Consider the following 24622-nt stretch of genomic DNA (forward strand, 5'->3'; position numbering starts at 1 on the left):
CCGCGGCGTCAGCCGCCCGCCCGCCGGCCGGCCTCCTGGGCGGCGGCCCGGAAGGCGCAGCCGGTGAGGTGGTCGTTCACCAGGCCGCACGCCTGCATGAGGGCGTACGCCGTGGTGGGGCCCACGAACCGGAAGCCGTGCCTCTTCAGCTCTTTGGAGAGGGCCTTCGACGCGTCGGTGTGGGCGGGGACGTCGGCGGTGTCGGCGTAGGCCGGGGAGTCGGGGTCGGCGTAGCGCCAGGCGGTCGCGGCGAGGCCGCCGGGGAGGTCGAGGGCGGCGCGGGCGTTGGCGATCGCCGCCTCGATCTTCGCCCGGTTCCGCACGATGGTGGCGTCGGCCATCAGGCGCTCGACGTCGCCGGGGCCGAACGCGGCGACCTTCTCGGGGTCGAAGCCGTGGAAGGCGGCGCGGAAGCTCTCGCGCTTGCGGAGGATCGTCAGCCAGGAGAGGCCGGACTGGAACGCCTCCAGGCACAGCTTCTCGTAGATCCCCCGGTCGTCGCGGACGGGGCGGCCCCACTCGTCGTCGTGGTAGGCGGTGTAGTCGGGCGTCGACACGCCCCACGGGCAGCGCCTCAGCCCGTCCTCGCCCAGGATCGCGGTGCTCACCCGGCCGTTCTACCTCATGCCTCCGACAAAGCGGCGAGGCGGCGCAGGCCGAGGGCCAGGAACGCCTTCACGACCGGGCCGGCGGCCAGCCATCCGGCGCGGCCCAGGAGGCCGAGGGGGAGGTCGATGAGCTCCGCCCAGACGACCCGGCTGCCGTCCCCCTCGGGGACGACCTTGAACCACGCCTCGCCGCGCACCACGCGGCCGGTGTGCCGGACGGCGACGCGGCGCCCGTCCCGCCAGTCCGTGATGATCATGGTGTCGACGAAGCCGACCGGGCCGATCCCCGTCCGGGCGCGGAGCTCGTCGCCGACCTTGCGGCCGCCCTCCGCGGTGGTGAACGGCATCCACTCGGCGTGCCGGGGCCAGTCGGTCAGCAGCTCGAAGACGCGCTCGGCGGGGGCGCGGGACACGGCCTCCGCGTGGACGGCGACCCGGCTCACCGGTGCTCCTCGTCGCGGCGGGCCTCGTCCTCCACCGGCACGGTCTCCTTGCGGAGCAGGGCGCCGCCGCCGGGCTCCTCCAGGCCGTGCAGCGCGCCGACCGGCGGCTCCTCGACGCGCCGGCGCAGGTCGTGCAGCTGGCGTTCGAGGTCGGCGACGCGGGCGTCCCGCTCGTGCAGGGCCGCGGTCAGGCGGCGGACGGCCTCGTCGGTCACCTGCATCTGGTACCCCCAGATCGTCGCGGGGAGGCGGATCCCGGCCCCGTCCGGCCCCACGACGGGACGGCCCTCGGCGTCCACCCGGAGCCGGGGGTAGTCGGGATGGGTCTCGGACAGCTCGCCGCCCCGGCCCATGGCGAGGACGACGACGGCGCCCAGCACGGCCACGCCGGCGAGGACGAGCACCACGGTCACCATCATGCTCCGATCTTCCCGCGTCTCCTTGGAGGACGATCCCCGGTCTCCGATCGTGCCACGCTTGGCGGCATGGGCATGCAAGAGCGGATGGTCCTTCCACCGGACGCGCCGGTTCCGGACGGCGCCGCGGACGCGGGCACGGCGCCCCCGGCGAGCCGGGTGGAGCGGCTCGCCGCCTCCGGGGCCGCCGTGCTGGTCACGCTGGAGACGGACGCGCGGGAGCCCGATCCCGGGCTGCTCGCCGCGGCGTCCGTCTACGCGTGGCTGGGGGCGGTGTACTTCCGCGTGCCGGAGTCGCAGGCGGACGGGATGCGCCAGGTGCTCGACATGGTGGCCTCCATCGAGGGCACCCGCCCTCCGGCCGTCGCCAGGCGGGGGCTCGCCTAGCGTCCCGGGCGGCGCCGGGGCCGGGTCAGCGGGCCGTGGGGAAGGCCATCGCGGGCGCCTCGGCGGCCGCGGCGGGCTCGGGCCAGCGGGACGTGACGGCCTTCGCCCGGGTGTAGAACCGGACGCCCTCCGGCCCGTGGACGTGGGTGTCGCCGAACAGCGACGCCTTCCATCCGCCGAACGAGTAGAACGCCATCGGCACCGGGATCGGCACGTTCACCCCGATCATCCCGACGTGCACGGACCGCTGGTACCGCCGCGCCGCCGCGCCGGACGAGGTGAAGATCGCCGTCCCGTTGCCGTAGGGGTTGGCGTTGACCAGCGCGATCGCCTCGTCGAGAGTCCGCGCGCGCAGCACCGCCAGGACGGGGCCGAAGAGCTCCTCCCGGTAGGCGGGCATGTCGGTGGCGACGCCGTCGAGCAGGCAGGGGCCCAGGAAGAAGCCGGGGCCGGGGAGGCCGCGGCCGTCCACGACGACCTTGGCGCCGGCCCGCGCCGCCGCCTCGACGTGCCCGCTCACGCGTTCCAGCGCGGCCTCGCTGATCAGCGGCCCCATCTCGCTGGACGGGTCGGCGCCCGGCCCGACCCTGATCGCGCGGGCCCGGTCGGCGAGCCGCTCGACGAGCGGGTCGGCGGCGCCGCCGACGGCGACCACCACGGAGATCGCCATGCAGCGCTGCCCGGCGGAGCCGTACGCCGCCGCGGTGATCTGGTCGGCGGCCAGGTCGAGGTCGGCGTCGGGCATGACGACCGCGTGGTTCTTGGCGCCGCCGAGGGCCTGCACCCGCTTGCCGGCGGCGCTCGCCGCCTCGTGGACGTGCCGGGCGACGGGCGTGGACCCGACGAACGACACCGCCGCCACACCCGGGTGGGTGATCAGCGCGTCGGCGGTCCCGGCGTCGCCGTGCAGGACGTTGAACACCCCATCCGGCAGGCCGGCGTCGGCGTACAGGTCGGCGACCAGGTTGGACGCGGACGGGACGCGCTCGCTCGGCTTGAGCACGAACGCGTTCCCGCAGGCGATCGCGATCGGGTGCATCCACAGCGGCACCATCACCGGGAAGTTGAACGGCACGATGCCCGCGCACACGCCGAGCGGCTGCCGGAACGAGTACGCGTCGACGTCCGACGACACCTGGTCGGAGTACTCGCCCTTGAGCGCCTGCGGGATGCCGCAGGCGAACTCGACGACCTCCCGGCCGCGGACGACCTCGCCGCGCGCGTCGTCCAGGACCTTGCCGTGCTCGGCGGTGATCAGCCGGGCCAGTTCGTCCTCGTGCTTCACCAGCAGGTCGCGCAGCGCGAACATGACGCGCGCCCGCCGGGTCAGCGACACGTCCCGCCAGGACTCGAACGCCCGCGCGGCGGCGCCCACGGCGGCGTCGGCGTCCGCCCGGCCCCCTACCACGACCTCGGCGGCCTGCCGCCCGGTCGCGGGGTCGTGCACGGGCGCCGCGGCGCTCCCGCCGACCGGCACGCCGCCGATCCGATGCTGAATCGAGCGCATGGAGATTCCTTTCACAGGTAGCGGCGCTGGGCCTTCTTGTCGTCGTCGTAGCGGGCGCGGGCCTGCGCGGTGGACGCCAGCGCCGACACCTCCGCGACGGGCACGTCCCACCACGCCTCGCTGTCCGGGGCGGGGGCGAGCGGGTCGGTCTCCACGTGGACGACGGTGGTGCGGGGCGAGGCGGCGGCCGTGCGCAGCGCGTCCCGGAGCGCGTCGGCGCCGTCCGCGCGCAGGACGTCCGCGCCGAGGCTGGCGGCGTTCGCGGCGAGGTCGACGGGGAGGGTGTCGCCGTCCAGGCCGGTGCGGGTCCGGGCGCGGTAGCGGGTGCCGAACCGCTCCGCTCCGACGCTCTCGGACAGGTTGCCGATGGACGCGTAGCCGTGGTTCTGGACGAGGACGACGACCAGCTTGACGCCCTCGGCGACCGCCGTGGCCAGCTCCTGGGCCATCATCAGGTACGAGCCGTCGCCGACGAGGACGAACACCTCGCGGTCGGGGGCGGCCATCTTCACGCCGAGGCCGCCGGCGATCTCGTAGCCCATGCAGGAGTAGCCGTACTCGACGTGGTAGCCCTTGGGGTCGCGGGTACGCCAGAGCTTGTGCAGGTCGCCGGGCATGGACCCGGCCGCGCACACCACCACGTCCCGCGGCCCCGACACCTCGTTGACGGCCCCGATGACCTCCGCCTGCGCGGGCAGCCCGTCCCGCCGCTCCGCGAACGCGGCGTCGACGACGGCGTTCCACCGCCCGGCCAGTTCCCGCGCCCGCTCCCGGTGCGCGTCGGGGACGCGGTGGCCGCCGAGGGCCTCGCCGAGGGCCCGCAGCGCCTCCCTGGCGTCCGCGACGACCGGCGTCCCGGCGAGCTTGACGGCGTCGGGGCGCGCGACGTTGACGTTGACGAACCGGACGGCCGGGTCGGCGAACAGGCTGTGGGACGCGGTGGTGAAGTCGCTGTAGCGGGTGCCGACGCCGAGCACGACGTCGGCCTCGCGGGCGAGCGCGTTCGCGGCCGTCGTGCCGGTCGCGCCGATCGCGCCCACCGAGCATTCGTGGTCCCAGGGCAGCGAGCCCTTCCCCGCCTGCGTCTCGGCGACCGGGACGCCGGTGCGTTCGGCGAAGGCGCGCAGGGCGCCGGCGGCCCCCGAGTAGATGACGCCGCCGCCCGCCACGATCAGCGGGCGCTCGGCGGTCCGGAGGAGCGCGGCGGCCTCCTCCAGCGCGGCGGGCTCGGGCACGGGCCGCGGGACGCGCCACACGCGCCGGTCGAACAGCTCGTCCGGCCAGTCGAACGCCTCCGCCTGGACGTCCTGGGGCAGGGCGAGGGTGACGGCGCCGGTCTCGGCCGGGTCGGTGAGGACGCGCATGGCCGCAAGGAGCGCGCTCGGCAGCTGCTCGGGGCGGTTGACGCGGTCCCAGTACTTCGACACCGGCTTGAAGCAGTCGTTGACCGACACGTCGTAGGAGCGGGCGTCCTCCAGCTCCTGAAGCACCGGGTTGGCCGCGCGGGTGGCGAAGATGTCGCCCGGCAGCAGCAGCACCGGCAGCCGGTTGACGGTCGCCAGCGCCGCGCCGGTCACCATGTTGGTGGCGCCCGGCCCGATGGACGTCGTGCAGGCGAACGTCGACAGGCGGTCGTTCATCCGCGCGTAGCCCGACGCGGCGTGCACCATCGCCTGCTCGTTGCGCGACATGTAGTACGGGAGAGCGTCGGCGTGCTCCAGGAGCGCCTGCCCCAGCCCGGCGACGTTCCCGTGCCCGAAGATCCCGAAGCAGCCGGCGAAGAACCGCCGCTCCTCGCCGTCCCGCTCGCTGTACTGCGCGGCCAGGAAGCGGACGACCGCCTGGCCCACCGTCAGTCTCGTGCTCACATGACCTCCACTGCAGCGTCCACGGCTCCGGCCACATCGCCGTCCGCGGGGTAGAGAAGGGACCGGCCCACGACCAGGCCCCGGACGGTGGGCAGCCGCATCGCGCGGCGCCAGCCGTCCCGGGCGGCGCGCGGGTCGTCGGCGACCTCGCCGCCGAGCAGGAGGGCGGGCAGGGTCGAGGCGGCCATGACGCGCTCCATGTCCGGGACGACCGGGACCTTCAGCCAGGTGCGCGCCGAGGTCGTCCCCAGGCCGGACGCGATCGAGATCGCGCGGATCATCGCCTCCGGGCTGAGGTCGTTGCGGACCCGCCCGTCCACCCGGCGGGAGATGAACGGCTCCACCATGGCCATCAGGCCGTGCCCGGCGAGCTCCGACACCGCGCGGGCGCAGCCCTCCAGCGTGCGCGGGGTCGCCGGGTCGCCGTCGTCGACGCGCAGCAGCACCTTGCCGCCGTCGAGGCGGGACGCGGCGATGGCGTCGGCGCTGTAGGCGGTGAAGCGGTCGTCGATCTCGAAGGACGCGCCGGCGAGGCCGCCCCGGTTCATCGAGCCGATCACGATCCGGTCGTCGAGGGCGCCGAGGAGCAGCAGGTCCTCGACGACGTCGGGGGTGGCGAGGACGCCGTCCACGCCGGGCCGCTCCAGCGCCGTGCACAGCCGGTCGAGCAGGTCGCCGCGGTCGGCCATGGCGAGCGGGTCGCCGCCGGCGGCGAGGGCGCCGCGCGCGGGATGGTCGGCGGCGATCAGCATGAGCCGCCCGGCCGGGCCGAGCAGGGACGGGCGGCGGGTGCGGCGGGCGGCGGCCGCGGCGATGGCCTCGGGGTGCACGGCGCGGGTCTCGGCGAGCGCCGCGAACCGCCCGGCCCGCGACGGCCCGGGCGGGGTCTGGGTGCCGAGGGTCACGGCGTCACCGCCGGCTCGGCGGCCCCGGCGACCTCGGCGGGGGTGGGCATGGCGGCCGAGCAGGCCAGCCGGGACGCGACGATCGCGCCGGCCCGGTTGGCGAACCCGATCGCGCGGGAGAGGTCCCATCCGGCGAGCAGGCCGTGGCAGAGGGCGCCCCCGAACGCGTCGCCGGCGCCGAGGCCGTTGACGACCTCGACCGGCACCGGCGGCGACTCCGCCGCCCGCCCGTCGGCGTCGAGCGCGAGGACGCCGTCCGGTCCGCGCTTGACGACGGCGAGGCGGACGCCCCGGTCGAGCAGCGCGCGGGCCGCCCGCAGCGGGTCGCGCTCCCCCACCGCGACCTCGCACTCCGCCAGGTTGCCGACGGCGACCGTGGCGTGTTCGAGCGCCTCGCCCGCCCAGCGGCGCGCCTCGTCCGGGGACTCCCAGAACACGGGCCGGTAGTCCAGGTCGAGGACGGTGAGGTCGGCGCGACGGCGGGCGCCGAGGGCGGCGAGCGTCGCCGTGCGGGACGGTTCGGCGCACAGGCCGGTCACGGTCGTCCAGAGCACACCGGCCGCCTCGATGGCGGGCATGTCCAGCTCCCCGGCGCGGATCTCCAGGTCGGGCGCCTTCGGATGGCGGTAGAAGTACAGCGGGAAGTCGTCGGGCGGGAACAGCTCGCAGAAGGTGACGGGCGTCGGCAGGCCGGGCACGTCGGCGACGAACCGGGCGTCCACCCCGTAGCCGGCGAGGGCGCGGCGGACGAACCGGCCGAACGGGTCGGCGCCGGTGCGGGTGATCACGGCGGCGCGGCGGCCGAGCCGGGCGGCGGCGACCGCGACGTTCGTGGCGCTGCCGCCGAGGAACCGGGCGAACGTCTCGACCTCGTCCAGCCCCACGCCGGACTGGAGCGGGTAGAGGTCGACGCCGACGCGGCCCATGGTGAGGACCTCGAACCGGGTCATGCCGCGATCCCGGCGAGGAAGTCGACGCAGGCCCGCACGTCGGTGAGGGGGCCGCCGCCGGGCGCGGGCTCCGCGTCGACGATCGTGTCCTGCTCCAGGACGTACCAGCCGTCGTAGCCGGCGCCTTCGAGGGAGGCGATGATGCCGGCGATGTCGATGTCGCCCGCGCCGAGCGGGCGGTAGACGCCGTCCCGGACGGCGTCGGTGTACGGGGTCGCGCCCGCCCGGACGGCCTCGGCGAGCGAGGCGTCGGCGTCCTTGAGATGGACGTGCGCGATCCGGCCGGGGGCGCGGGCGGCGAGTTCGGCGGGGTCCGTGCCGCCGATCAGGAGGTGCCCGGTGTCGAGGCAGAGCGGGACGCCCGAGCCGTCGAGGACGCGCCGCACCTCGTCGGACCGTTCCACCATCGTGCCGACGTGCGGGTGCAGCACCGCGCGGACGCCGGCCTCGGCCGCGGCCGCGGCGATGCGGTCGAGGTTGCCGAGCAGCGCCGTCCAGCCGTCCGCGCCGAGCGCGGGGCGGGCGTCGTAGCCGTCCAGCCCGTGCACGGCCGCGAGGACCAGCGTGAGCCGCTCATTGGAGCGTTCCACGCCGAACCCGGCCAGGATCCGGCGCACCTCGGGGAGCGGGTCGCGGTCCGGGTCGTGCAGCACGACCGGCGCGAACCCGCCCACCGCGCGGAGCCCGTGCGCGGCCAGCAGCGCGGCGCGCTCGGCGGCCCCGGCCGGCAGGAAGCCGTCCGGCCCGAACTCGGTGGCGGCGAGCCCGAGGTCGCGCATCTCCGCCAGCACCCGCGCGGGCGCCAGCTGGCGGCCCCAGCCCGGCACCTCGCACACCCCCCACGAGATCGGGGCTCCCGCGACACGGTCCTTGATCATCGACTCACCATCTCTCCACCGGACGTGCTCCGGCCGGGCGTGGCACCGGCTCCGCCGAGTCTGCTCAAGCCCACGCGGAGATGTCAATAGTTTGTTAGGACATTATGAGGTAATAAGTTAAACACACAAACCGAGGTACGATCGTCCCGGACGTGAGGAGGCGATGGGTGTACCGACCGCGCGTGTCCGTCGACCGCAGCAGCCCCGTGCCGCTGTACTACCAGCTCGCGCAGCAGCTGGAGGCCGCGATCCGGGCGGGCGAGCTGACCCCGGGCACCAGGCTGGAGAACGAGGTCGAGCTGGCCGACCGGTGCGGGCTGTCCCGCCCGACCGTCCGGCAGGCGATCCAGCACCTGGTCGACCGGGGGCTCCTGGTGCGAAAGCGGGGCGTCGGCACGCAGGTGGTGCAGTCGGAGATCCGCCGCCCGATCGAGCTGACCAGCCTGCACGACGACCTGGCGGCGGCCGGCCGCGAGCCGCGCACCCGGGTCCTCGACCTCGGGCCGGTGCCCGCCGCGGACGCGGTGGCCAAGGAGCTGGGCGTACCGCCCGGCACCGAGGTCACCCGGATGCGCCGCATCCGCTGCACCGGCGAGGAGCCGCTCGCGCTGCTCACGAACTACCTGCCGCTCGACCTGATCAAGGTGACCGAGGCCGACCTCGCCGAGCACGGCCTGTACGAGCTGCTCCGCGCCACCGGCATCAACCTGCGCATCGCGAACCAGACGATCGGCGCGCGCGGCGCGACGGCGGCCGAGGCCCGGCTGCTGGACGAGCGGCGCGGCGTCCCGCTGCTGACCATGAACCGCACCGCCTACGACGACAAGGGCGCCGCGATCGAGTACGGCTGCCACGTCTACCGCGCCGACCGCTACTCGTTCTCGCTCACCCTGGTCGAGCGGTAGCCGGCCGGGAACGGCCCGCCCGGCGCGGCGCGGAATCCTCTTGATCAATTAGAGCGCTCTATTGAATTAGAGCGCTCTAACGCTTACCGTGCAGGCGTCCGCACCGCGCATCTGGAGGACCCGATGCACCTGAGACCCACCCCCGAGGGCGTCCGCCTGGCCGCCGCCGCGACCGCGGCGGCGCTCGCCGCGGCCGTGCTGCCCGCCGTCCCGGCCGCGGCCGATGGCGACGATCCGGCCCAGGTCCGGGCCGTGCTGGAGACCCCCGCCAACTTCGACGACGAGGCCGGCGGCTACGCCAACGCCGACGACCCGGCCATCTGGAGCCACCCGGACGACCGGCACGGCGACCTCGTCATCGCCACGCTGAAGGAGGGCGGCCTCGCGGTGTACGACACCGCCGGCCGCGAGATCCAGCGGTTCGCGGCCCCCGCCCCGCCCCGGCCCGGCGACGAGCCCGGCCGGTTCAACAACGTCGACCTGATCTACGGCTTCCGCCTCGGCCGCCACAAGGTCGACCTGGCCGTCGTGTCCGACCGCGGCCGCGACACCGTCCGCACCTACGTCATCCACCCCGGCCGGGCCGAGCACCACCGGGCCCCGCTCACCGACGTCACCGACCCGTCCGCGCCGCTCGTCTTCTCGTCCTCCCTCGACCAGGTCAACGACCAGGAGACCGCCTACGGCCTCGCGACGTGGAGCGACTCCCGCGGCGGCGGCTACGTCGCCCTCAGCCGGCGGCACACCTCGCGGCTCGGCCTCGTCCGGCTGGAGGCGACCCGCGCGGGCACGATCACCTACCGGCACGTCCGCGACCTCGACCTGCCCACCTCGTTCCCGGTGCCCGGCGGCACCTGGACGCCCTGCGAGGACCCCGGCGAGGGCCCGCAGGTCGAGGGCATGGTGGCCGACCCCGAGCACAGGGTGCTGTACGCCGCGCAGGAGGACGTCGGCATCTGGCGCATCCCGCTGAAGGGCGCGCCGCGGCTCATCGACCGGGTCAAGGAGTACGGCGTCCCCGCCGCCTACAACCCCGAGACCGACGAGTGCGAGCCGACCGGACCCGACCCCGGCGTGGGCGGCGAGCACATCACCGCCGACGCCGAGGGCCTCACCATCTACCGGCAGGACGGCGGTGACGGCTACCTGATCGCCTCCAGCCAGGGCGACAACACGTTCGTCGTCTACGACCGCGAGGACCCGACCCACTACATCGGCCGCTTCCGCGTCGCCCCCGGCACGACGGTGGACGGCTCCGAGGTCTGCGACGGCGCGATGGTGACCAGCGCGCCCGTCGGGCGCTTCCGCAACGGCCTCCTGGTCGTGCACGACGGCGTCAACGCCCCCGACGAGGTGGGCGAGGACGGCGAGGTCCGCGAGAACACGAACTTCAAGTTCGTGGACTGGAAGGACGTCGCCGACCCGCTCGGCCTGGACGTCACGCCGGGCGACTGGGATCCGCGAGACTAGAACCCCGAGCCCGAGCCGCCGCCGCGGGCCCGCCCGCGGCGGCGGCGACCCGACCCCTGGAGGACGCCGGATGGCCCACCCGACACTGGAGGACGTCGCCGCGCGCGCCGGCGTGTCCCGGGCCCTGGTGTCGCTGGTGATGCGCGGCTCCCCCAAGGTCGCCGAGCAGCGCCGCAAGGCCGTCCTGGAGGCGGCCCGCGAGCTGGGCTACCGGCCCAACATGATGGCGCGCGGCCTCGCCGCCGGCCGGACCGGCATCGTCGGCGTCCTCCTCTCCGACCTCCACGACCCCCGGTACGCCGCGATCCACGACGGCCTCGCCGACGAGGCCGCGAGGGGCGACCTGCGCCTCCTGCTGACCACCGGCCGCACCGGCCCCGCCCGCGAGCGGGCCGCCCTGGACGACCTGCTCGACCTGCGCCCGGAGGGCGTGATCCTGGCCGGTCCGCGCATGGCCGCCGCCGACGTCGAGCGCGCCGCCGCCGGCTGCCCGGTGACGGTGGTCGGCCGCACCCTCCGCTCCGCCCGGGTCGACTGCGTGACGGGCGACGACGCGGCGGCGGTGGAGCTGGCGGCCGCGCATCTGGCGGATCTCGGCCACCGCCGCATCGCCTGCCTGGACCTGGGCGACCGTCCCTCTCCGCTGCGCCGCGCCTGCGCGGCCGCCGGCCTGGCCGCCGTGACCGGCCCGGACGAGATCCCCCGCACCGCGACCGCCGTCCTCGCCCTCGGCGACACCACCGGCACCGCCGCCCTCACCGCCCTGCTGCGCGCCGGGCGGCGCGTCCCCGAGGACGTCTCGCTGATCGTCCACGGCGCTCCGCCGGGGGCCGGGGCGGCGCAGGTGACGACCATCGCCCCGCCGCCCGCCGAGCTGGGCCGCCTGGCGATGGCGGCCCTGCTGTCCCGCCTCAAGGACGGCCCCTCCACGAAACCGCAGCGCCTCACCGTCCCCCCGCGCCTGGAGGTCCGCGCCACCACGGCCCCCGCCCCTTCCTGAAGCGCCTCCACATGGCGCCGGTCACACGATGAGGCGGAGGCCGGAGGTCGCCAGCGTGAGCGGGCCGTCGTAGAACTGCCTCGCCTCGTACAGCGCGGCGGCCGGGTCGGCCCACGGGCGGAGATGGGTGAGGACGAGGTGCGCGGCACCGGCCTCCTTGGCCAGGGTTCCCGCCTGCGCGGGGGTCAGGTGCGTCTCGGCGGCGCCGGGCGTGTCGACCGAGGCCGCGGCCTCGCAGAGCAGGACGTCGGTACCGCGGGCCAGCTCCAGCAGCTCATCGCATTCGCCCGAGTCGCCGGAGTAGGTGAGGGAGCGGGAGCCGGCCGTCACGCGGACGGCCAGCGCCGGCACCGAGTGGCGCACCGGGGCGGTCTCCACCGTGAACGGGCCGAACCCGGCAGGGCCGTCCGCGGGCTCCCGCCAGCTCAGCGCGCCGGCATAGGAGGACGGGACGCCCGCACGGCCGGACGTACCGGCGGGCGCGAGCACGGGCAGCGGCTCCGACGGGCCGCGGCGGTCGCGCACGTAGGCGAGGGGGACGAGGTCCGCGCAGTGGTCGCGGTGGCCGTGGCTGATGACCACGGCGCCGATCGCGCGCGGGTCGGCGTAGCGCTGCAGGGGGCCGGCCGCACCGGTCCCGGCGTCCAGGAGCAGCCGGAAGCCGCCGTGCTCCAGGAGGTGGCAGGAGCACGCGGCGTCCGGCCCCGGGACGCTGCCCGCGCAGCCGACGACGGTCAGGATCACGGCAGGACGCGGTCGACCAGGTCGGCCACCGCGCCGTCGGCGCACGCGGTGACCACGACGTCGGCGGCGGCGCGGACCCGCTCGGCGCCGTCGCCGACCGCGGCGCCCAGCCCGGCGGCCTGGATCATGTCGAGGTCGTTGGGGTTGTCGCCGATCGCCGCGATGTCGCTCAGCGCCACGCCGCGCGCGGCGGCCAGCTCGCGCAGGGCGGCGCCCTTGGTGGCGCCCGTGGGGAGCACCTCCAGGTAGGTGCTCTCCGACCGCACGAGCGTCGCCCCGGCGACGGCCGCCGAGACCATCTCCTCGGCGGGGTCCATCAGCTCGGGGCCGTCGCAGACCAGCATGACCTTGATGATGTCGTCGAACGGCAGGTCGCCCCACGCGCCGATCCCGTGGAGCCGGATGCCGTCCCGTTCGGCGTAGCGGCGCAGCGCGGGAGAGGAGTCCACGACATGGGCGCGGCCGCGGCTGAACACCGCGGGCCACACGCCGCCGGGCAGCGAGGGGAAGAGCATGGTCAGCTCCGCCCAGACCGCCGCGCTGAGGGACCGCCGGTGCAGGACGGCTCCCGTGCTGAGATCGACCACGCGCGCCCCGTTGTAGAGGATCGCCGGGGTGGTGAGGCCGAGCGCCCGGTAGTACGGGAGCGCGGCCTCCTCGCTGCGGCCGGTGGCGATCACCACGGTGCCGCCCGCGCGGATGAACCGGCGCAGCGCCGCCAGGCTCGGCTCGACGATCCGCAGATCGCGGCCGACGAGGGTGCCGTCCAGGTCGGTGACGATCCAGTCGACCGTCCGCACGCCGGCGGTGCTCATGAGGCGGACACCTCGCGCATGACCGAGCCGTCGAGGTCGAACCCGGCGACGCACGCCAGGTAGCCGGGGGCCTCGTGGTCGGGCGCGCCCGGCTCGCCGCCGAGCGGCAGGTACGTCCCGCCGGCCTGCCGCACCAGCAGCAGGGCGGCGGTGACGTCCCACGCGTTGATGGACGGGTCGAAGGCGACGTCGGTCCAGCCGGCGGCGACGTGCGCGAGGGTGAGCGCGGCGCTGCCGGGGCGCCGCAGCGTGGCGAACGAGTCGACCATCAGGGCGAAGCGGCGCAGCGCCTCCTCCCGGTCGGCGTTCAGCTCGCGCGCGTTGGGATAGGACGTGGCGATGACGGCGGTCGCGTCGCGCGAGGCGCCCCGGCTCTCGATGCGCGTCCCGTTGCAGGTCGCGCCGCCGAGGGACGCGCTGAACATCTCGTCCCGCACCGGGTCGTACACCGCGCCCGCGACGACCTCGCCGCCGGCGACGGCGCCGACGGACACGCAGAAGAACGGCAGGCCGACGGCGAAGTTCGCGGTGCCGTCGATGGGGTCCACGTACCAGCGGATCCGGTCGTCCGCCTCCCGTCCGCCGTCCTGCGCGCCGCCCTGCGCGCCGCCCTCCTCGCCCACGACGACGCTGCCCGGGGTCTCCTTCGCGAGCACTTCCCGGATGATCTCCTCCGCCGCGCGGTCGTGCTCGGTGACGGGGTCGTGCATGTCGCGCTTGGTGTCGACCTCGGGACGGGAGCGGAACGCCGACCGCAGCCGGTCCCCCGTGGCGCGAGCGGCGAGCTCGGCGATTCCGGCCAGTTCCCGCGAGGCGGGGACATCGACGTTCATGCGTCTCCTTGTGGTTCTGTTTCCGTGTCGTTCCCGAGCCGGACGGCTTCGGTGAGAAGTTCGAGCAGCCCGTGCCCGTCCGCGACGACGGCGTCCGGGCGGTTGCGGACCTCGTACGGGACGTCGTAGGTGCCCTTGGCGACCATGAGGATGTTTCCGCCGACGCCCGCGCGATGCCCGCACACCACGTCCCGGTCGAAGTTGTCCCCGACGTACCACGCGTCCGCCGGCTCGACGCCGAGCGCGCGTGTCGCGATCCAGATCATCTCCGGGTTGGGTTTGCGGACGCCCACCTCGTCGCTGTAGACCTCCAGGGCCAGTTTCTCCGCCAGCCCCGTCGCCGCGGTGTAGTCGCGGTGCACGGCCCCCGACAGCGAGTTGCTGACGACCGCGCACGGGACGCCGTACCCGGCCGCGGCGTCCAGCAGCTCGGGGATGCCGGGGCGGGTGCGGCGGTCCTGCCGCAGCTCCCCCATCCGCTTGCACAGCGGGGTGGCGTGCGCGACGACGAGCTGCCGGGCGGGCGCGGGCCAGTCGGCGGCCACGTAGTCGCCCCAGAACGCGGCGTGCGTCATCTCCGGCGGCGCGTACGGGCGGGACATGGCGTCCTTCCAGCACCGGTCGGCCGCCACGCCCGCCTTGAGGTCGGTCTCGACCGCGGCGGCGTCGAGCTCGTGGCAGCCGGCGCGGGTGAGCGCGTCGTGCACCTCCTTCGCGAACACCGCCGCCCAGCCCTCGCGCCTGGACGTCTCGACCAGCACGCCGCCGAAGTCCAGCAGCAGCGCCCGCGGCCTGCGCAGCGGCCCGTTCACGAGACCGCCTTCCCGGCCGGCGCGGCGGCCTCGTCCCAGGCGCCCATCCGGGCGCCGTCCCCGGCGAACAGGTGCAGCCGCCGGGGCCGCGCCCAGCAGCGGAACCGGTCGCCGGGCGCGGCCTCCGGGTCCTCGTGGGCGACGGCGAACATCTCGGTGTCGCGGACGCGCAGCTGCACCGTCCAGCTCGACCCGGTCGGCAGGACGGCCTCGACGACCGCCTCGTCCGACCAGGCGGTGTCCGGCACGTCGTCCGGCGAGTGCGCCAGCTTCAGCGACTCCGGCCGGACGCCCACGCAGCCGGGCGTCCCGGCGGCGCGCTTCTCGACATAGCGCAGCAGCGACGCGGCGAGCCCGCCCGGCTCCGGGTCGCCGGTGTCGACGATGTTCATCGGCGGGCTGCCCACGAACTCGGCGACGAACCGGTTGCCGGGCCGCTCGTACATCTCCATCGGCGGCGCCACCTGCTGCAGCTCCCCCTCCGACATGACCGCGATGTGCGTGGCCATCGTCATGGCCTCCATCTGATCATGCGTGACGAACACGACGGTCGCGCCGGTCTCGTCGTGGATGCGCTTCAGCTCGGTGCGCATCTCCAGGCGCAGCCGCGCGTCCAGGTTGGACAGCGGCTCGTCCAGCAGCAGGACGGCCGGGTCGACGGCGAGCATGCGGGCGAGCGCCACGCGCTGCTGCTGGCCGCCCGACAGCTGGGACGGGTACCGGTCCATGCAGTCGGCGACATGCACCTTCTCCAGCGCCGCCGCGGCGCGGGCCCTGCGCTCGGCGGCCGGGACCTTGCGCATCCGCAGCCCGAACTCGGTGTTGCCCCGGACCGTGAGGTGCGGCCAGAGCGCGTAGTTCTGGAAGACCAGGCCCATGTCGCGCTTCTCCGGGGGGACGTAGATTCCGCGTTCCACCGAGTCCAGTACCCGGTCTCCCACGGCGATCTCGCCGCGGGACGGCTGCTCCAGCCCGGCGATCATGCGCAGGGTGGTCGTCTTGCCGCAGCCGGACGGGCCGAGCAGGCAGGTGAACGAGCCGTCCGGGACGGTGAGGTCCAGGTCCCGCACCGCCGGGCGCGTCCCGCCGGGATAGGTCTTGACCACTCCGCTGAGGGTGATGGCCGGCATTGATCAACCTCCGATGCCCGAGGCCAGGCTGCTCTTGGTGAGCCGCTGGGCCAGGTAGGTCATGGTGAACGAGAGAAGGGCGATGATGAGCACGACGCCGTTGGCGAGCTGGGTGTAGCCGTACTCCACGAGCCCGATGGACAGCGTCGTCAGGAGTTGGGTGCCGGCCGTCGTCAGCATGATCACGATGCTGAGCTCCTTCAGCCCGGAGATGAACGGCAGCACCACGCCGGTGACGAGCGCGCCCCGCTGGATCGGCATGATGATCCGCGTCATCCGGGTGCCCCAGCGGGCCCCGCTGATCTGCGCGGCCTCCTCCGGCTCCCGGCCGAGCTGCATCATCGCCGAGATCCCGGACCGGGACGAGTACGGCAGGTGCGTCACCACCATCACCAGGATCAGCAGCGTGATCGTCCCGTACAGGGCGGGGACCGGGCCGCGCTGGACGGCGAACAGCGACAGCGAGGCGGCGGCGAACGCGATGCCGGGCACCAGGTACGGCAGGAACGACACCTGCCGCAGGAAGCCGGAGACCCGGCTCCCGGCGCCGCGCACCACCACGTATCCGATCAGCAGCCCGGCGACGCCGCAGACGAGCGCGGCGATGCCGACGATGCGCAGGCTGTTCCAGGCGGCCTCCCACAGCTGGCCGCCGCGCAGTACCCCGTGCGGGAACCCGACGGCGCCGTCGATGTGGGCGCCGAACCAGTACTCCAGGGTGAAGTTGTCGGCGCTGAAGACGCCAGGGGTCCGGGTGACGGTCGACAGCAGCAGCGTCAGCACGGGGACGACGACGCCGGCGGCGAACACGCCCATGCCGGCGGCGAACGCGGGCCAGCGCCAGCGGCGCAGGTCGCCGCGCCGGTCCATGGCGCCCTTCCCGCCGACCGTGACGAACCGGTTCTGCCTGCGCACGAGCCGGGTGTCGGCGACCACGACGAGGACGCCGATCAGTACGATGACCCCGGCGATCGTCGAGGCCACGCCGGTGCTGCGGTCGCGGATCGCGTGGTAGAGGCCGGTGGACAGCACCTGGTAGTCGCTGGGCAGCCCGAGGATGTAGGGGGTGCCGAACGTGCCGAGGACGCGGCCGAGGACGAGCAGCACCGCCGACGACAGCGCGGGCAGCATCAGCGGCAGCGTGATCCGGCGGACGACCGTCCGGCCGCCGGCGCCGAGGATGCGCGCCGAGTCCTCCAGCTGGGAGTCGATGCGGCGCAGCGCGTTGCCGAACAGCAGCAGCACGAACGGGTAGTAGTGCAGGCCGAGCGTCACGATGATCGGCACCGGCCCGTAGGCGAGCCAGTCGGGGGTGTGGACGCCGGCACCCTGCAGGTAGCCGACCTGCCCGCCGGACCGCTCGTTCTTGAACAGGGACAGCCACGCCAGCGCGAACGTCCAGGACGGCAGCATGTACGGCACGACGAGCGCGCCGGCCAGGAACTTGCGCCCGGGGACGTTCGTGCGGGTCACGAGCCACGCCATCGACCCGCCGACGACGAGGGCGAACACGATGACGCCGACCGCGACCGTGAGGGTGTGGAGCAGCGGCTCCCAGAACAGCAGCCTGCTGACGGGTGAGCGGAACACCCGCCACAGGTAGTAGCTCGTCCACGACCCGGCCTCCTGGCCGGTGCGGGCGTCGTCGCCGTACTGGACGCGTCCGGCGTCCGAGATGACCGAGACGAGCGGGGCGACGACGAGGTAGAGCAGGGCGGCGCTCAGCACGAGGCCGAGCAGCACGGTGGGGTCACGCAGAAGGACGCGGGACCGGTACAGCACGCGCCGGCCGCGTGACGCCGGCCGTGCGGGGGCGGCGACCGCCATGGAAGGTTCCTCCGGGGGTGGTGCCCGGCGGGCCGCGCCGCGGCCCGCCGGGGTTCGCTGGTCAGGAGTGGTTGACGCGCCAGAAGTCCTGCATCTCCTGGCGGGCGCGGAAGTCGGCGGTCAGCGACTCGGGCGAGAACCGGTACAGCTGCTCGGCCCAGTTCGTCAGCCCCGGAGGCGTGTTCGGGCTCTGCCCGACCTTCTTGTTGCCGGACACGCCGCCGCTCCCGGCCTCCAGGTCGAAGCCCTCCTTCGTCAACGCGAAGTGGACGAACAGCTTGGCGGCGTTCGGGTGCTCGGAACCCGTCGCGATCACCGCGTACTTCGGGTACATGAAGCCGGACCACGGCTGCAGGCCCTCGCAGACCCGCATGTTGTACTTCTTCTCTTCGTTGTCGCGGAACTTGGCCGTGGACAGCAGGCCGATCTTCGATTCCTTCTGGTTGGGGGCGGAGACGCCGGCGGCGACGTCCTCGTCCTCACCGGTGAGGACCGGGTCGTTCTTCGCGAGCCCCTTCACCCACGCGTGGACGGGATCCTTCTCGCCGCTCTGGAGCTTGCCCTTGCCGAGCTTCTCGTAGGCGGCGGCGAGCTGGTCCGCGCCCTTCTCCGACATCTGGGTGAACCACTGGATGAAGATCCCCTTGCCGAGCGGATCCTGCATCATCACCTTCCCCTTCCACTTGGGTTCGGTGAGCTCCCAGACGTTCTTCACCGGGCAGCCGCCGGGGTTGAGCTTCGGGTTGTACAGGAACACGTACCCCTTGGAGATCATCACCAGGGGGTTGCGGTCCTTCTCGTCGATGTCCGGGGCGAGGTCCGGCGGGATCCACGTCTTGACGATCTTCTGCGGGAGGAGCTGCGAGACGAGCATCGGGCCGTCCTCGAACAGGCTGACGTCGATGGTGACGTTCTTGGCCTGCGCCTCCCGCGTCATCTTCTCCGCGGTCGCGGCGGACTTGGACTTCACGCCCTCGGCCTTGATCCCGTACTTCGCCTCGAACTCCTTCGCCATGTCCTTGACGTCGCCGCTGCCGTCGTGGACGAGGACGCTGCCCTCCTTCTTCGCGGCGGCGATCAGCGCGTCCAGGTCGAACGAGGCGGCGTCCTCGACGGTCGCGGAGGGGAGCGGCTCCCCCGCCCCCTCCTGGCCGCTGGTGGACGGCGCGCAGGCGCCCGCCGCGGCGGCGGCGAGCACGGCGAGCACGGCGACGCCGGTCCGTGCCCGGCGCCCTGTCGGGGTGGTGCGGATCATGGTGTTTCTCTCCTTGGTCTACGCCGGCGGGCCCCCGACCTGCGGCTCGATGGGGTGGATGAAGGATCAGTGACTGCGTTTGAGCATCGCGTCGGACAGCGCGTCGGCCGCCTCGCCTAAGCGCCGCCCCACCGCGTCGAGCCGGTCGAGCAGCTCCCGCCTGCGCAGGACGTCGATGTCGAGCGGCCCGGCGAACAGCCGCGCGAGCGCGGCCTGCCGGTTCTCCCGGACGCGGTTGCCGGCCTTGCGGGCGCCCAGCGCCGCGATGGTGACCGCGGCGGGCTCGGCGAGGACCTTCCGGACGGCGGCGTCGAGGGCGGTCAGCCCCTCCAGCACCGCGTCCAGCGGCGCGGCGGCGAAGCCGAGCTCGGGCGGCCCGAACATGTCGGCCTCGCGGACGAAGTCGCGGAGGTTGTCCAGGACGTCGTCGACGGAGCGGGAGAGCCGGTAGAGGTCCTCCCGGTCGATGGGGGTGGCGAGGACGCCGCGCAGCATCGCGGCGAGCGCGGCCCGCTCGGCGTCGCCGGCGTGCTCGATCTCGGCCATCCGGGCGCGGGCCGCGGCGGACGTGACCCGGCCGGCGGCCAGCTCGCGGGCCAGCTCGGCGCCGTCGCGGGCGGCGCGGACCTGCCGGGCGACCTGCCCGACGACCCGGTCGCCGGAGCGGCCGCGCAGGTCGTCCCAGACGAGCCGCAGCCGGCGGGCGGGCCGCGCGGCGGCGCTCACAGCGCCCTCACCGCCAGCCCGGCGAGCGCGCCGGCGGCGAACGCCAGCGGGAGGGTGAACAGCCAGGCCGCGCCGATGCCGAGGACGTTCTGCCAGCGCACCCGCGCGGCGCCCTCGCTGGCGGCGACGCCGACGACCCCGGCGGTGACGGACTGCGTCATGCTGACCGGCGCGCCGGCGATCGAGCTGGCCGCGACGGACGCGGCGGCCGCCGCCTCGGTGGACACGATGTGCAGCGGCCGGGCGAGCACGAGCCCGCGGCCGAGCCGCTCCCCCACCCGGTGCACGGCGCTGAGCGCGCCGGCGCAGAACACGACCGCGATCGCGACGAGCACGACGGGGGTGGGCTGGACGGGTCCGATCGCGCCGAGCCGCCGCGTGGAGACGACGTGCCGCGCCACGCTGACGACCGCGAGCATCTTCTGCCCGTCGTTGGCGGCGTAGGCGGCGCACTGGGCGCTGTAGGCGAGGACGTGCGCGGTCCGCACGGCGCCGGGCATGCCGGTGAAGGACGGGATCCGCCGGGACGCGAGCCCGAGCCCGTAGCCGACCGAGATGCCGGCGAGCGGGGCCGCCGCGCCGATGAGCAGGACGGTGGCGAGCCCGCGCCAGGAGACCTCCAGGCCGGTGCCGAGCCCGGCGCCGCCGATGCCGCCGACGATCGCCAGGGTCAGGCTGGTCGGCAGCCCGCGCCGGGACAGGGCCGCGACGACGACGAGCGCGACCGTCACGCCGGCCAGGAACGCGAGCGCGCCGCGCCGGTCGCCGAGGTCGGTGAGCCCTTCGGTGAACGTCCGCGCGACCGCGACCGTCCACTGCGGGACGAGCACCAGCGGCAGCAGCGCGAGGCCCATCAGCAGCGGCCCGGACGAGCGGGGGTAGCGGCCGCTCAGCCCGAGCAGGGCCGCGCCGTCGTTGACCCCGGTGACCCAGACGAAGGCCAGCGCCACCGCGGCGAACGCCACCGCCCAGATCATCGCAGTTCCGCGAGCTCGACCCGGCGGCCCTCGCGCAGCGACAGCGCGGCGGCCTCGGCGACGAGGAACGCCTCCAGCGCCTCCTCCACCGTGCACGGGCTCGGCAGGTTGCCCTTGGCCACCTCTAGGAACGTTCCAATCTCGCACGCGTACGCGGGGTCGAAGCGCTCCTGGAACTCCGTCCACGGGTCCCCGGAGGGCCAGTCGACGCCGGGTTCGGCGGACCGCAGCGGCGCGCGCTCGTCCAGCCCGACCACCCAGGTCCCGGCGGTGCCGGCCAGCTCCATGCGGACGTCGTATCCGGCTCCGTTGTACCGCGAGCCCTGCACGGTGGCGATCGTCCCGTCGTCCATGGTGAGGACCGCGGCGCTGTTGTCCACGTCGCCGGCGTCCGCGAAGTAGGCGTCGCCGCGGTTGGCGCCGACGGCGGTCACCGACTCGATCTCCCGGCCCGTGACCCAGCGCAGGATGTCGAAGTCGTGGATGTGGCAGTCGCGGAAGATCCCGCCGGACGAGCGGATGTACTCCGCGGGCGGCGGCGACGGGTCGGCGGTGACGAGGTGGACGCGGTGCAGGGCGCCGAGGCGGCCGTCCCGCACGGCCTGCCGGGCCGCCGCGTATCCGGCGTCGAACCGGCGCTGGAAGCCGACGTGCACGGGGACGCCGGTCTCGGCCGCGCGGTCGCGGACCTCCAGCGTCGTGCGCAGGTCCGAGGCGACGGGCTTCTCGCAGAACGCGGGGACGCCCGCGTCGCAGGCCCGGCCGAGCAGCTCGGCGTGCGTGGCGGTCGGGGTGGCGATGACGACCGCGTCGAGCCCGGCGCCGAGCACCGTGTCCGGGTCGCCGGCGCCGGCGCCCATCGGCCCCGCGAGGGCCGCGGCGCGGCGGACGTCGGCGTCGCCGATCAGCAGCGTGTCGACCTGGGGATGACCGCCCAGGTGGCGCGCGTGCCACGCCCCGATCCGTCCCGCGCCCAACAGTCCGACCCGCATGGTGCCTCCCACGGCCTGTCCGATCGGATGGCGAGTCCGACGGACGGACCGGTGGCGACACCGGCCGTTCACCTGCTCGTCATCTTCAGTGGCTTGCGGCACATTTGTAGCCCGCGCCGAACCGGCAGTCAATACTTTGTTCTTACATCTAGACGTTCTGACCTGAAGTCATCCCAACCTGACTGCCGGCCCGGCGGCGCCCCGCGGACCGTCGCGCACGTGCGGCACGGGGCCTCCGCCGCGTTATAGGTCCCATGTCGCGGGCAGTGGGTCTCTGTGCCGATTCCACCCGCTGTGGGGGCTTCATGAAACACAAGGTCGACGAGGACACCGTCGTCGTGCTCACCGGCGCGAGCGGCGGCATCGGCCGGGCGGCCGCGACGGCGTTCGCCCGGCGCGGCGCGAAGATCGCGCTGCTGGCGCGCGGCGGGGCGGGGCTGGACGGCGCCGCCGCCGACGTCGCGGCCGCCGGCGGGCGCGCGCTCCCCATCGGCGTCGACATGGCCGACCGCGACCGGGTGGAGGAGGCCGCGCGGCGGGCCGAGGAGGAGCTCGGCCCGATCGGCGTGTGGGTGAACGTCGCCTTCTCTTCGGTGCTCGCGCCGTTCTGGGAGATCGAGCCGGAGGAGTTCGAGCGCACCACCGAGGTCGCCTACCTCGGCTACGTCAACGGCACCCGCAGCGCGCTCCGGCGGATGATGCCGCGCGACCGCGGCGTGATCGTCCAGTGCGGCTCGGCGATGGCCTACCGGGGCATCCCGCTGCAGAGCGCCTACTGCGGCGCCAAGCACGCCATCAAGGGCTTCCACGAGTCGCTGCGGACGGAGCTGATGCACGAGGGCAGCGGCGTGAAGGTCACGATGGTGCAGATGCCGGCGGTCAACACCCCGCAGTTCGACTGGGTGCTGTCGCGGCTGCCGAAGCGGCCGCAGCCGGTGCCGCCGATCTACCAGCCGGAGATCGCCGCGGAGGCGCTGCTGTACGCCGCCGAGCATCCGGCGCGGCGCGAGTACTGGATCGGCGCGAGCTCGGTCGGGACGATCCTCGGCAACCGGCTCGCGGCCGGTCTGCTCGACCGCTACCTGGCGCGGACCGGCTACTCGTCCCAGCAGACGGGGCAGGACGCCCGGCCGGACCGTCCGGCGAACCTGTGGGAGCCCGCCGACGACGAGCCCGGCGAGGACCGCGGCAGCCACGGCCGGTTCGACGACAGGGCGCACGGGGCGAGCCCGCAGATGTGGGCGGGGCGGCACAAGTACCTGGTGGGGGCCGCGACGGCCGGAGCCGCCGGAGCGGCCGCGGGCGCGGTGAGGCTGCTGCGCCGCTGACGGGCACGACGACATCACTACAGAGGAGACACCAATGGCGCAGCAAGTTGCCGACTATGCCCTCCACCGGCTGACCGAATGGGGCGTCGAGCGGGTCTACGGGTATCCGGGCGACGGCATCAACGGGCTGCTCGGCGCGTTCGACCGCGCCGAGGGCGAGCCCGAGTTCATCCAGACGCGGCACGAGGAGATGGCCGCGTTCATGGCGTGCGCGCACGCGAAGTTCACCGGCGAGGTCGGCGTCTGCACGGCGACGTCGGGTCCGGGCGCGATCCACCTGCTGAACGGGCTGTACGACGCCAAGCTGGACCACCAGCCGGTCGTCGCGATCATCGGGCAGCAGAAGCGGCTCTCCCAGGGCACCCACTACCAGCAGGAGGTGAACCTGGAGAACCTGTTCTCCGACGTGTCGGAGTACTGCCAGGTGGTGATGGCGCCGGGGCAGATGCGGCACATCATCGACCGGGCGTTCAAGACGGCGCTCACCACCCGCGGCGTCGCGACGATCATCATTCCGGAGGACGTCCAGGAGTCGGAGGCGGTGCCGTCGCCGCCCAAGGAGCACGGCTCGGTGTACTCCAGCGTCGGGTGGAGCCGGCCGCGCGTCCTGCCGGACAAGGAGGAGCTGCACAAGGCGGCGCAGATCCTCAACGAGGGGCGGAAGGTCGCGATGCTGGTCGGCCAGGGCGCGGCGAACGCGCAGGCGGAGCTGATCGAGACGGCCGAGCTGCTCGGCGCCGGCGTCGCCAAGGCGCTGCTCGGCCGCGAGGTGCTGCCGGACGACCTGCCGTTCGTCACCGGCCCGATCGGGCTGCTCGGCTCCAAGGCCAGCGATGAGATGATCATGAACTGCGACGTGCTGTTCATGATCGGCACGAGCTTCCCGTACGCCGAGTGGCTGCCGGACGAGGGCAGCTGCAAGGGCGTCGAGATCGACATCGACGGCCGCATGATCGGCATCCGGTACCCGATGGACGCGCACGTCGTCGGGGACGCCAAGGAGACGCTCCGGGAGCTGATCCCGCTCCTGGAGCGCAAGGAGGACCGGTCCTGGCGCGAGGAGATCGAGGAGAACGTCCGCACCTGGAACGCGGTGATGGCCAAGCGCGCCGCGCAGAGCTTCGAGGGCAAGATCAACCCGCAGGCGGTCGCGCACGAGGTGTCGCCGCTGCTGCCGGACGGCGCCGTCCTCACCGCCGACTCCGGGTCGGCCACCAACTGGTGGGCCCGGCACATCAAGCTCCGCGACGGGATGCAGGCGTCGCTGTCCGGGACGCTCGCCACGATGGGCCCCGGCGTCCCCTACGCGATCGCGGCGCGGTTCGCGTTCCCGGACCGCCCGGTGATCTGCTTCGTCGGCGACGGCGCGTTCCAGATGAACGGCATGAACGAGATGCTGACCGTCAAGCGGTACGCCGACCGGCTGGGCGGCTCCCCGCCGCTCGTCTTCGCAGTGTTCAACAACCAGGACCTCAACCAGGTCACCTGGGAGCAGCGCGCGATGGGCGGCGACCCGAAGTTCAAGGGCTCGCAGAGCATCCCGGACTTCGAGTACGCCAAGTACGCGGAGCTGTGCGGCCTCAAGGGCGTCTACTGCGACGACCCGGAGAAGGTCGCCGACGCGTGGAAGGAGGCGCTGGCCGCCGACCGGCCCGTCGTGCTGGAGTTCGTGGTGGACGACGAGATCGCCCCGATCCCGCCGCACATCATGAAGGACCAGGCGAAGAAGGCGGTCAAGGCCGGCCTCAAGGACCCGCAGCGGCTCGGCATGGCGGCCCGCGGCTTCCGGCAGAAGCTCACCGACATGTACGAGAACATGCCGGGCCGCAGGCACGACGCCTAGGGG

At 74.3% G+C, this 24622-nt stretch carries 24 protein-coding genes; 6 read left to right on the forward strand and 18 right to left on the reverse strand.

The window, feature by feature from the left end; all coding sequences use genetic code 11:
• Positions 1 to 8 precede the first annotated feature (8 nt).
• From ABTW95_RS04900 to ABTW95_RS04910, 3 genes are read right to left on the reverse strand one after another with little or no spacing between them, the layout of a single operon-like run.
• Positions 9 to 608 carry a DNA-3-methyladenine glycosylase I gene (locus ABTW95_RS04900; protein ID WP_500224644.1) on the reverse strand — a complete coding sequence of 200 codons (600 nt, stop codon included), beginning with the start codon at positions 606 to 608 and terminating at the stop codon, positions 9 to 11.
• Between the two features lie 14 nt (positions 609 to 622).
• On the reverse strand, positions 623 to 1051 hold the full coding sequence (locus ABTW95_RS04905) for an SRPBCC family protein (RefSeq protein WP_500224646.1): 429 nt from the start codon (positions 1049 to 1051) through the stop codon (positions 623 to 625).
• Positions 1048 to 1470: a hypothetical protein gene (locus tag ABTW95_RS04910; protein ID WP_500224649.1), complete on the reverse strand. Its 423-nt coding sequence runs from the start codon at positions 1468 to 1470 to the stop codon at positions 1048 to 1050. Before ABTW95_RS04910 ends, ABTW95_RS04905 begins: the two co-directional genes overlap by 4 nt.
• 66 nt (positions 1471 to 1536) lie before the next feature.
• Between ABTW95_RS04910 and ABTW95_RS04915 the strand changes: the two genes are divergently transcribed.
• Positions 1537 to 1854 (forward strand): hypothetical protein, encoded by a 318-nt coding sequence (locus ABTW95_RS04915; RefSeq protein ID WP_500224652.1) that lies wholly within the window; start codon positions 1537 to 1539, stop codon positions 1852 to 1854.
• A gap of 25 nt (positions 1855 to 1879) precedes the next feature.
• On the opposite strand, the gene ABTW95_RS04920 is transcribed toward ABTW95_RS04915, so the two are convergent.
• The 5 genes from ABTW95_RS04920 to ABTW95_RS04940 all read right to left on the reverse strand — a co-directional run bounded on the left by ABTW95_RS04920 (position 1880) and on the right by ABTW95_RS04940 (position 7962).
• Positions 1880 to 3361, reverse strand: a complete 1482-nt coding sequence (locus tag ABTW95_RS04920) for a CoA-acylating methylmalonate-semialdehyde dehydrogenase (RefSeq protein ID WP_500224654.1) — start codon at positions 3359 to 3361, stop codon at positions 1880 to 1882.
• Positions 3362 to 3372: 11 nt separating this feature from the next.
• Entirely contained in the window at positions 3373 to 5229 is a 1857-nt protein-coding gene (iolD, locus tag ABTW95_RS04925) for a 3D-(3,5/4)-trihydroxycyclohexane-1,2-dione acylhydrolase (decyclizing) (RefSeq protein ID WP_500224658.1), read from the reverse strand.
• Entirely contained in the window at positions 5226 to 6059 is an 834-nt protein-coding gene (locus tag ABTW95_RS04930) for a Cgl0159 family (beta/alpha)8-fold protein (protein WP_500225034.1), read from the reverse strand. Before ABTW95_RS04930 ends, iolD begins: the two co-directional genes overlap by 4 nt.
• A gap of 71 nt (positions 6060 to 6130) precedes the next feature.
• A complete protein-coding gene (iolC, locus tag ABTW95_RS04935) occupies positions 6131 to 7084 on the reverse strand; it encodes a 5-dehydro-2-deoxygluconokinase (protein WP_500224661.1) in 954 nt (317 codons plus the stop codon).
• On the reverse strand, positions 7081 to 7962 hold the full coding sequence (locus tag ABTW95_RS04940; protein ID WP_500224665.1) for a TIM barrel protein: 882 nt from the start codon (positions 7960 to 7962) through the stop codon (positions 7081 to 7083). The genes iolC and ABTW95_RS04940 overlap by 4 nt, the downstream gene beginning before the upstream one ends.
• A gap of 167 nt (positions 7963 to 8129) precedes the next feature.
• Here ABTW95_RS04940 and ABTW95_RS04945 point away from each other — a divergent pair, with 167 nt between their 5' ends.
• The 3 genes from ABTW95_RS04945 to ABTW95_RS04955 all read left to right on the forward strand — a co-directional run bounded on the left by ABTW95_RS04945 (position 8130) and on the right by ABTW95_RS04955 (position 11337).
• On the forward strand, positions 8130 to 8867 hold the full coding sequence (locus ABTW95_RS04945) for a GntR family transcriptional regulator (protein WP_500224666.1): 738 nt from the start codon (positions 8130 to 8132) through the stop codon (positions 8865 to 8867).
• 123 nt (positions 8868 to 8990) lie between these two features.
• Positions 8991 to 10337, forward strand: coding sequence for a phytase (locus tag ABTW95_RS04950; protein WP_500224668.1), 1347 nt, complete (start codon positions 8991 to 8993; stop codon positions 10335 to 10337).
• A gap of 70 nt (positions 10338 to 10407) precedes the next feature.
• On the forward strand, positions 10408 to 11337 hold the full coding sequence (locus ABTW95_RS04955) for a LacI family DNA-binding transcriptional regulator (protein WP_500224672.1): 930 nt from the start codon (positions 10408 to 10410) through the stop codon (positions 11335 to 11337).
• A 21-nt stretch (positions 11338 to 11358) separates the two neighbouring features.
• Here ABTW95_RS04955 and ABTW95_RS04960 read toward each other — a convergent pair whose 3' ends face one another.
• The 10 genes from ABTW95_RS04960 to ABTW95_RS05005 all read right to left on the reverse strand — a co-directional run bounded on the left by ABTW95_RS04960 (position 11359) and on the right by ABTW95_RS05005 (position 21448).
• Complete coding sequence (locus ABTW95_RS04960) at positions 11359 to 12081, reverse strand: MBL fold metallo-hydrolase (protein WP_500224674.1); 723 nt, start codon at positions 12079 to 12081, stop codon at positions 11359 to 11361.
• Positions 12078 to 12896, reverse strand: a complete 819-nt coding sequence (locus tag ABTW95_RS04965) for a Cof-type HAD-IIB family hydrolase (RefSeq protein WP_500224676.1) — start codon at positions 12894 to 12896, stop codon at positions 12078 to 12080. The genes ABTW95_RS04960 and ABTW95_RS04965 overlap by 4 nt, the downstream gene beginning before the upstream one ends.
• Positions 12893 to 13729, reverse strand: a complete 837-nt coding sequence (locus ABTW95_RS04970; protein ID WP_500224680.1) for an inositol monophosphatase family protein — start codon at positions 13727 to 13729, stop codon at positions 12893 to 12895. The genes ABTW95_RS04965 and ABTW95_RS04970 overlap by 4 nt, the downstream gene beginning before the upstream one ends.
• On the reverse strand, positions 13726 to 14541 hold the full coding sequence (locus tag ABTW95_RS04975) for an HAD family hydrolase (protein WP_500224681.1): 816 nt from the start codon (positions 14539 to 14541) through the stop codon (positions 13726 to 13728). The genes ABTW95_RS04970 and ABTW95_RS04975 overlap by 4 nt, the downstream gene beginning before the upstream one ends.
• Positions 14538 to 15671: an ABC transporter ATP-binding protein gene (locus ABTW95_RS04980; RefSeq protein WP_500224684.1), complete on the reverse strand. Its 1134-nt coding sequence runs from the start codon at positions 15669 to 15671 to the stop codon at positions 14538 to 14540. Before ABTW95_RS04980 ends, ABTW95_RS04975 begins: the two co-directional genes overlap by 4 nt.
• 3 nt (positions 15672 to 15674) lie before the next feature.
• Positions 15675 to 17498, reverse strand: coding sequence for an ABC transporter permease (locus ABTW95_RS04985; RefSeq protein ID WP_500224685.1), 1824 nt, complete (start codon positions 17496 to 17498; stop codon positions 15675 to 15677).
• A 61-nt stretch (positions 17499 to 17559) separates the two neighbouring features.
• The gene (locus ABTW95_RS04990) at positions 17560 to 18753 is read right to left on the reverse strand and encodes an ABC transporter substrate-binding protein (RefSeq protein WP_500224688.1); all 1194 of its coding nucleotides are present in this window, start codon (positions 18751 to 18753) and stop codon (positions 17560 to 17562) included.
• A gap of 66 nt (positions 18754 to 18819) precedes the next feature.
• Entirely contained in the window at positions 18820 to 19479 is a 660-nt protein-coding gene (locus ABTW95_RS04995; RefSeq protein WP_500224690.1) for a DUF47 domain-containing protein, read from the reverse strand.
• On the reverse strand, positions 19476 to 20456 hold the full coding sequence (locus tag ABTW95_RS05000; RefSeq protein WP_500224692.1) for an inorganic phosphate transporter: 981 nt from the start codon (positions 20454 to 20456) through the stop codon (positions 19476 to 19478). The genes ABTW95_RS04995 and ABTW95_RS05000 overlap by 4 nt, the downstream gene beginning before the upstream one ends.
• Positions 20453 to 21448, reverse strand: coding sequence for a Gfo/Idh/MocA family protein (locus ABTW95_RS05005; protein WP_500224695.1), 996 nt, complete (start codon positions 21446 to 21448; stop codon positions 20453 to 20455). Before ABTW95_RS05005 ends, ABTW95_RS05000 begins: the two co-directional genes overlap by 4 nt.
• 305 nt (positions 21449 to 21753) lie before the next feature.
• Between ABTW95_RS05005 and ABTW95_RS05010 the strand changes: the two genes are divergently transcribed.
• Positions 21754 to 22776: an SDR family oxidoreductase gene (locus ABTW95_RS05010; protein WP_500224696.1), complete on the forward strand. Its 1023-nt coding sequence runs from the start codon at positions 21754 to 21756 to the stop codon at positions 22774 to 22776.
• A gap of 34 nt (positions 22777 to 22810) precedes the next feature.
• Positions 22811 to 24619 carry a thiamine pyrophosphate-requiring protein gene (locus ABTW95_RS05015; RefSeq protein WP_500224697.1) on the forward strand — a complete coding sequence of 603 codons (1809 nt, stop codon included), beginning with the start codon at positions 22811 to 22813 and terminating at the stop codon, positions 24617 to 24619.
• Positions 24620 to 24622: the final 3 nt, after the last annotated feature.

The sequence above is a fragment of the Spirillospora sp. NPDC127506 genome (assembly GCF_040302145.1).
Classification (GTDB): domain Bacteria; phylum Actinomycetota; class Actinomycetes; order Streptosporangiales; family Streptosporangiaceae; genus Spirillospora.